The organism is Neorhizobium fuzhouense, assembly GCF_042611105.1.
Classification (GTDB): domain Bacteria; phylum Pseudomonadota; class Alphaproteobacteria; order Rhizobiales; family Rhizobiaceae; genus Neorhizobium; species Neorhizobium galegae_A.
The window spans coordinates 187,800-188,007 of the sequence record NZ_JBHFFP010000004.1 but is presented as its reverse complement, the minus strand read 5'-3'; positions in this window follow the sequence as shown (position 1 = coordinate 188,007).

Below are 208 nucleotides of genomic sequence, written 5' to 3'. Positions count from 1 at the left end.
CCGGGTGATCGAGTCTCTGGATGCGGTGAACCGCGAGATCGCCGATCTCATCCACCGCTCCTGGGGACGATGACTTGTCGGGCGACAAAATGGATAATTTCTGAAGAATATTCAGCGGGATAGAGAAGAAAGGGGACAACAGGATGGCAAGAAAGAACCTGCTCGAAGGCTTGACGGCTCTTCACGAGGAGCAGGCTGCCGTCGTGTC